General features: G+C 28.9%; 1 protein-coding gene. It reads left to right on the top strand.

Annotated features, from left to right (window positions below; translation table 11 throughout):
• The coding region (locus ERX37_RS11230) for a DUF1062 domain-containing protein (RefSeq protein WP_133430750.1) at window positions 1-409 on the top strand (409 nt) is incomplete at both ends.

The raw sequence follows: 409 nt of genomic DNA, 5'->3' as shown, positions 1-409 counted from the left end.
GAATATGTATGTTCAGGTTTATTTAGAGTTAATGCTCAACATAAATATTTGGATATATGGCTAATATATAAGTGTTTAAACTGTGACTCAACATGGAACTCAACTATATATTCTCGTGTCAATCCAAATAATTTAAGTCCAGAAGTACTAGAACAATTCCATACAAATGATGATAATCTCGCTAATCAATATGCTATGAATATAGAACTTTTACATAGAAATGGAGCAGAGGTTGGTATTCCAGAATATAAAATAGTAGGACAAGAAATTGATATTAATGACCTTACACAAATTCGTATTGTAAGTAAGTATCCATCTCAATTAAAGGTATCAACATTATTACGTGAAAAATTAGGTTTATCTAGGAAAGTATTTGATGAAATGTTAGATTGTGGGACTATTAAAAGTG

It is taken from the genome of Macrococcus hajekii (assembly GCF_004359505.1).
GTDB classification, from domain to species: domain Bacteria; phylum Bacillota; class Bacilli; order Staphylococcales; family Staphylococcaceae; genus Macrococcus; species Macrococcus hajekii.
Note: the sequence above shows the minus strand (reverse complement) of the source record. Positions and strands in the feature narration are given on the sequence as shown.